The organism is Arthrobacter agilis (assembly GCF_002953615.1).
GTDB lineage: Bacteria > Actinomycetota > Actinomycetes > Actinomycetales > Micrococcaceae > Arthrobacter_D > Arthrobacter_D agilis_B.
Map to the genome: position 1 here is coordinate 437,985 of NZ_CP024915.1, position 8,978 is coordinate 446,962.

5 protein-coding genes and 1 tRNA gene are annotated in these 8,978 nt (G+C 70.3%); 2 read left to right on the forward strand and 4 right to left on the reverse strand.

The genetic code is table 11. The features are described 5' to 3' along the window. Window positions 1-1,693, forward strand: a 1,693-nt coding sequence (locus tag CVO76_RS02150) for an FAD/NAD(P)-binding protein (protein ID WP_208740518.1), incomplete at its 5' end; no start/stop codon positions are given. Between the two features lie 108 nt (window positions 1,694-1,801). On the opposite strand, the gene CVO76_RS02155 is transcribed toward CVO76_RS02150, so the two are convergent. The 3 genes from CVO76_RS02155 to CVO76_RS02165 form a co-directional block, all read right to left on the reverse strand. Beyond that, window positions 1,802-6,364: an ExeM/NucH family extracellular endonuclease gene (locus tag CVO76_RS02155; RefSeq protein WP_208740519.1), complete on the reverse strand. Its 4,563-nt coding sequence runs from the start codon at window positions 6,362-6,364 to the stop codon at window positions 1,802-1,804. Between the two features lie 219 nt (window positions 6,365-6,583). Beyond that, a complete protein-coding gene (locus CVO76_RS02160; protein WP_208740520.1) occupies window positions 6,584-7,096 on the reverse strand; it encodes a septum formation family protein in 513 nt (170 codons plus the stop codon). Between the two features lie 151 nt (window positions 7,097-7,247). After that, window positions 7,248-7,335, reverse strand: a tRNA-Ser gene (locus CVO76_RS02165). 59 nt (window positions 7,336-7,394) lie between these two features. Here CVO76_RS02165 and CVO76_RS02170 point away from each other — a divergent pair. Then, window positions 7,395-8,369 (forward strand): NAD(P)H-quinone oxidoreductase, encoded by a 975-nt coding sequence (locus CVO76_RS02170; protein ID WP_208740521.1) that lies wholly within the window; start codon window positions 7,395-7,397, stop codon window positions 8,367-8,369. Here the strand turns inward: CVO76_RS02170 and CVO76_RS02175 are convergent. Continuing rightward, a partial coding sequence (locus CVO76_RS02175; RefSeq protein WP_208740522.1) for an FUSC family protein occupies window positions 8,366-8,978 on the reverse strand: 613 nt, incomplete at its 5' end. The genes CVO76_RS02170 and CVO76_RS02175 overlap by 4 nt on opposite strands.

Genomic DNA, 8,978 nt, shown 5'->3' on the forward strand with positions numbered 1-8,978 from the left:
GCTGGCGTCGAGCGATTTCCCGAGCAGGGCGCTCTACGGCCGGTACCTCACATGGATGTTCGCTGAACTGGTGCGGCAGGCCGGCCCCGGCATCCGGGTGGAGCACCACCGCAAGGAGGCCGTGGGGCTGGCCCGGGGGGATGGGGACAGCGACGGCACCGGCGGCAGCGACGACAGGAAGGGCAGGAACGGCGGACAGGGCACCGACGGCACCGGCGGCAGTGACGGCACCGGCGGCACCGGTGGTTCCGTGCGCAGGTGGCGGATCGCCCTCGACGACGGCTCGGAGCTTCTCGCCGACGACGTCGTCCTGGCCGTGGGCCACGTTGCCGCGACCCTCACGCCCGAGCAGGAGAAGCTGCAGGATGCGGCCGCCCGGTACGGCCTGCAGTACTGGCCGCCCGCCGTCCCGGCCGATGTCTCCTGGAACCGGCTGCCGGCGCGGAAGACCGTCCTGATCCGCGGCCTCGGCCTGAACTTCTTCGACGCCATGATCCAGCTGACGGAAGGGCGCGGCGGGCGGTTCACACGCCGCACCGACGGCCGGCTCGACTACGAGGCCTCCGGGAGGGAACCCAGGCTGGTCGCCGCCTCACGGCGCGGCGTACCCTACCGGGCCAAGGCATCCCTCGACTCCTACATCCCGCGCAGTGTCACGCTGCGCTACTGCACGCCCGACCGCGTGCTCGCGTTCCGGAGGTCCGGCATCCAGCCGGGCTTCGACCACGACGTCTGGCCCCTGCTGCACCGGGACGTGCTGTGGGCCTATTACTCGACGCTGTGCCGCACGTCGCCGCGAGCTCTCGGGGTGCCGCGGGCCGCGTTCCTCGAGGAGCTCGCAGCAGCGCTCGCCACGAGCGGCCCGGAGTGGGAGGACGCCGCCGGGTCCGCCGTCGGACGGTCCGTTCCGGAAGACCTCCGGCTGGACGTCGAAGCGCTCGCGCATCCCTTCGCGGGCCGCCACTTCGCGGACGGCGACGAATTCACCGATGCGGTGCTGGCCTACCTCGACGCCGATGCCGCCGGGTCGGCGAAGGGCGAGGACGATCCGCTCAAGATGGCGATAGGTGCCATGAACGCCGGCCGCTCCGTGGTCAAGCAGGCCGTGGCGGACGGCGGCATCTCGGATTCGTCGTGGAACGCGGAACTGCGGGGGTGGTTCGAACCGCTCGTCGAGGGCCTCGCCAGCGGGCCGCCGCCACTGCGGATCGCGCAGCTCGCGGCGCTCGTCCGGGCGGGGATCGTCCGGTTCGTCGGCCCGAACCCGGGCTTCGGCTTCGATCCGGACGAGGAGCTGTTCCGCGCCACCTCGCCGTGGGTCCAGGATGAATCCTTTTCCGCGCGCTACCTCGTCGAGGCGATGATGCCTGCCAACCGGGTGTCCACGAGCCTGTCGCCGCTCATGCGGAACCTCCTCGATCGGGGCACCGTCCGGCCGAAGACGCACATGTCGGAGGACGGGGTCCCGGTGACGTCGGCCGGGCTCGACGTCACCGCCCCGCCCTACCGCGCCGTCGACAGCAGCGGCAGGAAGCAGGAGTCCCTGTTCGTGATCGGTCTCCAGCTCGCATCGGTGCAGTGGGGGACGGCTATCGCGGCGGAGGCCGGAGCGCCCCTCGATGCGGGCAGCAGGACCCTCCTCGACGCCGACGCCATCGCCGGGGAGATCCTCGCGCGGACCGTCCCCGCCTGAGACACGCCGGCCGGGCGTCCCGGATCCGGGTCCGATCCCGAAAAAGGGGACCTCCACCATGCTGGTGGAGGTCCCCTCGGTTCTTCGGGCCGGAGCCCGGCGATCTACCTAGCCTTCGAGGCAGCGGTGGTAGTTCGCCAGGTGGGCACGGTAGCTGGCCCAGCTGCCGTTGTTGGCGCCCTCGGCCGGCAGGGCCGGCTCGGAGCAGGCGGGCTTGCCCGGCTTGCCGGGTTTGACCGGCTTGACGGGCTTCTCCGGCTTGCCGGGCTTGGGCGGCTCGACCGGAGTCACCGCTTCGACCGTGACCGGAAGGGTCACCGTCGTCGCGCTCGGCGCGGCGGTCAGGACGATGCGCCCCTGTCCGCCGGCGGTCGCCGGGATCGTGAGGTCCACGGTGGCGCTGCCGCCCGAGACGGGAACGGACCCGAGTTGCGTCGTCGTACCGTCCGCCGCGACGAAGCTCGCGGCCAGCGTGGTGTTCACCGGGCTGCCCAGCGACGTGAGGTCGAGCTTCGAGACGGTGAAGGAGACGGCGGTGCCGGCCTTCACCGTGGTCGGGGCGCCCTGAACCTGCACACTGCGGCGATCGAAGGAGGGCGACAGCGGGCTGTTGGCCCGGATGTAGTCGATCCATGCGTCGCGGTCCACCAGTCCCGACTCGCGGGTGTCGGTTCCCTCACGGAAGGCCGTGAAGTTGTCGCCACCCTGCGCGAGGAAGCTGAAGGTCCCGATCCGGTAGTCCCTGGCGGGATCGAGGGGTGCGCCGTCGATCAGGACCGACGTGATCCTCGAACCGCGCGCGAGGGCCGGGTCGTAGGTGACGCTCACGTTGTCCGACAGGCCGAGGGCCAGGAAGGACCGTGAGCTGCCGTCCGGCTGCCACTGCTGCTCGAGCACTGCCTTGAACTGCGCACCGGTCAGGGTCGTGGTCCAGAGGTCGTTGACGAACGGCAGTACCGCGTTCGCCTCGGCGAAGGTCACGACGCCGTCGGGTGCGTAGTAGAGCTCGTTGCGCAGGCCGCCTGGATTGACGACCCCGATCTCGGCTCCGCCGCGTTCCGCGGAGGAGAGGCTCGCCCTCAGCGAGTCGGCGACGAGGTTGCCGAGCGTCGACTCCGAGGTGCGGTCGTCACGCGTGGTGCCCGTGAAGGCCGTCGTGATGTCCTTGGTGACGGAACCCACCGGCTGGTTGCCGATGACCGCCGCCTGGGCGAGGGCCGCGTCGACGATCGTCTTCACCTCGGCGACGCGGGGGAAGGCGGCCACGAGGGCTGTGTCGGCGTCCGTGGTGCGGGCGACGTTGCGGGCCGTGTAGGACTCCACGTCGCCGGTCTCCGTGTCGACGCTCAGCGTGATCTGACCGACGAACTCGCCGTACGAGCCGGTCTGCAGCACAGGCCGGGTCTCGCCGGCCGCGCCCGGCACGGGAGCATCCCACGCGTACTGCTTGTGGGTGTGGCCCGTGAAGATCGCGTCCACCAGCGGCGTCGTCTCCGTGACGATCCGGGCGAACGATCCGCCGGCGGCGAGCTCCTGCTCGAGCGTCGCCCCCTCGACGACGCCGTCGCCGGCGCCCTCGTGGTACTCGGCGACGATGACGTCGGCGAGGTCCTGCTCCTCGATCTCCGCTGCGACGCGGTTGACGGCGTCGACGGGATCGCCGAAGTCGACGCTCGCGATACCACCCGGGCTGACGAGTGCTGCGGTCTCCTGCGTGACGACGCCGATCACGGCGACATCGACGCCGTCGACGGTGATGATCGAATACTCGTCGAGCGCGGGCTCGGTGGTGCCCTTGGTGTAGACGTTGGCCCCGAGGTAGGGGAAGTCCGCCTCATCGGCGACGCGCCCGGTCAGGTCCGCGAGACCCTTGTCGAACTCGTGGTTGCCCACCGCGGATGCCCGGAGGTCCAGTGCGTCGAGGACATCGAGGGTCGGCTTGTCGTCCTGCAGCGCGGAGGCGAACAGCGACGCACCGATGTTGTCCCCGGCCGAGAGGAAGGCCGTCCTGTCCTCGCCGAACTCGGCGCGCAGCTTCTCGACGGTGCCCGCGAAGCGGACCGTGTTGGCGTCGATGCGGCCGTGGAAATCGTTGATGTTCAGCAGGTTGAGTTCGGCCGTCGTGTCGGCCGGCGCGAGGTCGAGTCCCACGATCACGGGATCGTGGTCGCTGGCCCGGTAGGGATCGGCGGCGTAGTAGTCGGTGACATTGTTGTTGAACCGGCTGTACTCTAGGGCGACCGACTCGACGGAGTTGATGTTCCAGGTGTCGACCCCGGTCACCGCGGCATCCGCCGCGGGCGAAGCCAGGATGTGGTCGAGGGAGCCGCTGAGGCCCGAGAAGACGTAGGAGTAGCTGTCGTCCTTCTCGCCCTGGTTGACGTATCCCGCCTCGTAGAGGACCTGCATCGGGTCCTCCTTCGTGTACGAGTTGAAGTCGCCGGTCAGGAAGACCTTGTCGGTCCCGGCCGACTCCTTCATGGAGTCCGCGAAGGCCACGAGTGCCTTGGCCTGGGTGACGCGTGCGGCGTTCCAGGCGCCCTGGCCGTCACCGTTGTCCGCATTGGTTCCGGAGCTCGGGCCCGAGCCCTTGGACTTGAAGTGGTTGACGATGGCGAGGAACGTCTCGTCCTCGGTGCCGCCGGCCGGCTTGAAGGCCTGGGCGAGGGGCTTGCGTGCGTTGGAGAAGGCGACGTCGTCATTGAGGATGACGGACTCACCCACGGGCTCCACGACGGCCTTCTTGTAGATCAGGGCCGTGCGGATCAGGTCCTCGTCGGCGAGCGCCGGGACGGCGGCCGGCGAGCGGACATAGTCCCAGGTGCCTGGGGCCTTCTCGTTGAGTGCCTCGACGAGCGTCGCGAGGGCCGCGTCACGGTCCTGGCCGAACTGCGCCGAGTTCTCGATCTCCATGAGGGTCACGACGTCCGCGCCGAGGGCGTTGATCGCCGCGACGATCTTCGCCTCCTGGCGTTCGAAGTTCTCCTTGTCGGCAGCACCGCGGGCGTCGCAGCCGCCGTTGATCGTGATCGGGTTGCCGGCGCGGTCCGTGAAGTAGGTGCACCCGGTGAGGTCCTCACCCGTGGTGGGGAAGTAGTTGAGCACGTTGAACGAAGCGATCTTGACGTTGCCGCCGACCGGCTGGGGCGCAGCCGGACGCTCGCCGGCGAACTGCACGGGCTGCACGCCCGAGGGGGCCGCTCCATCGAGCTCGGCGAGCGGCTGGAACTTCCAGGCGCTGTTGCGGTAGTCGAGGACCACCGGGGAGGTGAAGGACGCGCTGTAGCCGACACGCACGGGCTGGGACGGCGTGAGGTACGGAAGGACCTTGCCGCGGTTGGCCTGCGTGAAGAAGTTGGTCGTGGCGCCGTCGTCGAGGCGGATGCTGCGGGCCGCGTTGTCGGCGGCAACCGCGGCGTTCTCCGGGGTGCCCGGACGTGCGACGTCGGTGGGCTGGAGGAGGCGCTCGGTGCCGGCCGCGAGGGTGACCTCGCCGTACTGGTTCAGGGTGTAGTTGTCGGCGACCGTGAAGTCGCCCGAGGGCTGGAACAGCATGCCCTCGACCGCTTCGCGGGCTGCCTCCGTGGCGGGGAGCGCGATGGTGGACGCCTTGGGCTCCTCGGCAGCCTCGGCGAGCTTCGTGGTGCCGCCGGCCGCGACGGTGAGCTGCGTCAGGTTGAAGAACTCTCCGGCGGTGCCGGTGACCTCGACGTAGTCACCCACGGCGACGGATGCGACGGTCGCGGGGGAGTAGACGAAGAGGGCGTCCGAGGCGGTCTGGTCGGCTGCTGCCGAGCTGCCCGCGGTCTGGAGGTAGAAGCCGGCGAAGCCGCCCGTGGGGTAGGCGGCGGTGACCTTGCCACGCGTGGTGACCGTCTGGCCGCTGAGCGGCGTGGCCGTCCCGGTGCCCTGGATGTCCCGGATGGGCGTGACCTTGCCGGGGGTGGGCGGCGTGGGGGTCGGCGTGGGGGTTGGCGTCGGGGTCGGCGTCGGAGCCGGACCGCCCGGGGTCGCGCCGCTGTTCGTCGGCGTGGTGTCCTGGAGGGTGAAATCGGCGCCGTTGTCGTCCGTGTCGGCAAAGCCCGTGCGGTTGGCCGACTTCGCGCTGCCGCTGCCGGGAGCGGTGGCGACCGTGCCTTCGAAGGCGGTGGCGTTGCCGTAGCCGAGGGCGTCCACGACGCCCGGCGTCCCGTTGATGGTGCCCGTGGGCAGGACTCCCACCGTGGTGGCCTGGTCGGACAGGACCAGGAGGCCGCCGTTGGCGCCGGGGGCGAAGGAGGTTGCGAGGTCCGGGGTGGGCAGCGCCGAACCGGCCGTGCCGTTCGAGTTGCCCTGGACCAGGAAGTATCCCTTGGCAGGGATGGTGCCGCGGAGGGCGGTCACTCCCGGTGCGACAGTGCTCGAAGCGGGTGCGCGGTACTGCAGCGACCACCCGTCGAGGCTCACCGGCGCGTCCGTCGGGTTGTAGAGCTCCACGTACTTGTTGGTGAACGGCGTGCCCGCCGAGCCGCCCGAGACGAACGCCTCATTGATGATGACACCGTCTCCCGCGACGGACGCCGTGGCCGGTGGGGTCTCCACCGCCGCGGCTGGCAGTGCGATCATCGGTGAGGCGATCAGCCCTGCCGACAGCGCCGCACCGAGCGCTCCCTTCCATGACGAATTACTCATTCGTTGGTTCTTCTCCTTGACGATGGCTGCGCAGCAGCCGCGAGTGAAGCCCGCCGACCCTCGATGGGTGGGCGCGTTGGCATGAGCACCATATGTGACTCAGGTGACATTTCCGTTTCCGGGAGAAGCCAACCAGTAGATCGTTAACAATGGGTTACCAAAAAGCCAGTGGCTCCGGAAGAATCGGGGCCCACGGGCCTTATCCGTGGACGAATCGTCCTAGCGTGCGGCGTCCCTGAGCGTTCCGGTCACCGGTGTCTCGCCCGCGTCCGCGACGAAGCAGAGGATCTCCCGGTCGTCGTCCGAGGTCCAGCTGTCCTCGACCGGGTAGAAGTAGAGCAGTTCGAGCGCTGACGCGTCGTATGCCAGACCGACGAACGCAGCGAACTCCTCAGCACAGAATTCGCTCGCGGCGGTGTTGGCGGCGGGCAGGCCGGGATAGTCGCCATCGGGCATCTCGGTCCTCGCGAACGCCTCGAAGGTATGCAGTTCGTCGCAGGGGAGGACGGTGATGTCCGAGACGTCCTCGGTGCCCGGGTCGTCGATGCAGTCGCCCACCTCGATCGAGAAGGCGTCGGTCCGGGCTTCCGCGGTCACGGTGCCCTCGGCGTCGCGCTCGGGGCCGTCCGGGGAGAGGATGCCGCAGCCCGTTGCGAGCGTGAGGGTCCCCAGGAACGCCGTCATCATCGCCCGACGGCGCAGCGATTCCCCCGTGTGTTCCCCAGTGCGCATCGAGACCCCGTCGTCGGCCACGGACCCGTGGCACGGCTGTTGCTCCTCGGGACAGTACCGCACCGACGACGGAGGACACCATCGCCGGGGTGCGCCGCCGGCACCGGGGAGACAGAAAAGGAGGCCCCGCGGTGCGGGACCTCCTGATGAGCGGAAGGTAAGGGATTCGAACCCTTGAGACGGGGTGACCGCCCACTGGTTTTCAAGACCAGCTCCTTCGGCCGCTCGGACAACCTTCCGCCGCTAGTGTTTCATGAAGGGCGGGTGACGCCCAAATACCCAGCAGGTGGAGGCCGGTATGCGTGCAGTGGTGATCGATGGGGAGGGTGGACCCGAGGTGCTGTCGGTGCAGGAGGTCCCCGACCCGGTCCCGGGCGAGGACGAGGTGCTCATCGACGTCGTCGCGGCCGGGCTGAACCGCGCTGACGTGCAGCAGCGCCGCGGCTTCTACCCGCCTCCCGACGGGGCCTCCCCGATCCCGGGCCTCGAGGTGTCGGGCCACGTCGCGGACCCGGGGACGTCGGCCTTCCACGAGGGGGATGCCGTCGTCGCCCTGCTGGCAGGCGGCGGCTACGCGGAGAAGGTGGCCGTGCCGTCCGGGCAGGTGGTACGGGCGCCGGATGGAGTGGGCCTGCTCGAGGCCGCCGCGCTCCCTGAGACGGCCGCGACCGTCTGGTCCAACCTCGTGCTGCAGGCCGGACTCGAGGAGGGCGACGACGTCCTGATCCACGGTGCATCCGGAGGGATCGGCGTGATGGCCATCCAGGTGAGCCTCGCCCTCGGGGCCGTGCCGCACGTGACGGCCGGGTCCGCGGCGAAGCTCGGTGTCGCCCGCTCCCTCGGTGCCCGGACGCTGATCAACTACCGGGAGCAGGACTTCGTACAGGAACTCCGGACGGCGACCGCCGGTAGGGGAGCGGACGTCATCCTCGACGTCGTCGGTGCGAAGTACCTGGCGCGGAACGTCGAGTCCCTGGCGACCGGCGGGCGTCTCGTGGTGATCGGGCTGCAGGGCGGGACGACGGCGGAACTGGACCTCGGCACCCTGATGGGCAAGCGGGCGAGTATCGCTGGCACCACCCTGAGGGCGCGGCCCGTCGGCGAGAAGACGGCCATCATGGCTGCGGTCCGCGACAGCGTCTGGCCGCTCGTCGCCTCGGGTGGCGTGCGGCCGTTCGTCGACCGCGTGTTCCCCCTGGAACAGGTCGCGGAGGCGCACACCTACTTCGATGGGGGCGAACACACCGGCAAGATCCTGCTGTCGATGCGCTAGGCGCCCGCGGCGGCCGACCGCGCACCGCGCTGCGCGGCGTGGAGCGCCAGCACGAGAGCGATGCCGACCGCGGCGCCGATGACCGTCTCGATCGCCCGGTCCGCGAGGAGACCGGTCGGGTCGCTCGGGTGCGCCAGTTCGGTGCTGACCAGGGCGAGCGGAGTGACGAACGCCTGCGCGAGGGCGTACTGCCGCAGGACGAACATCTCAGCGGCGAACTGTGCGACGGCGATGACGACGACGAGCTGCCATGCTGCCAGCCCGGGCAGGAGGACCAGGGCGGTCAGGACGAGCCCGGCGAAGGTGCCGAGGATCCGCTGCAGGCCCCGGTTGACCCGTGCCCGTGCGGACTGCCCCACGAGCGGGACGGTCGCGGCGACCATCGCCCAGTACGAGTGACCGATCCCGAGCGCCGTCGCCGTGCTGCCGGCGAGCAGGGCTGCCACGACGTAGAGGGCGGATTCCCGGCCCAGAGCCGCCAGGTGGTGGGCGGTGGGCCGGCCGGTGCCTCCCCGGGTCCAGCCGGTCCGGTGCTTCGGCCACAGGGCGCCCGACTGCCCGAGGAGCACTGCGAGTCCCACGGTGGCGACCGCCGTGGCGACGCGGTCG

Coding starts and splice junctions, on each gene's coding strand:
- CVO76_RS02170 (WP_208740521.1), top strand. CDS start 7,395: ATGCGTGCAGTGGTGATCGATGGGGAGGGTGGACCCGAGGTGCTGTCG.
- CVO76_RS02160 (WP_208740520.1), bottom strand. CDS start 7,096: ATGCGCACTGGGGAACACACGGGGGAATCGCTGCGCCGTCGGGCGATG.
- CVO76_RS02155 (WP_208740519.1), bottom strand. CDS start 6,364: ATGAGTAATTCGTCATGGAAGGGAGCGCTCGGTGCGGCGCTGTCGGCA.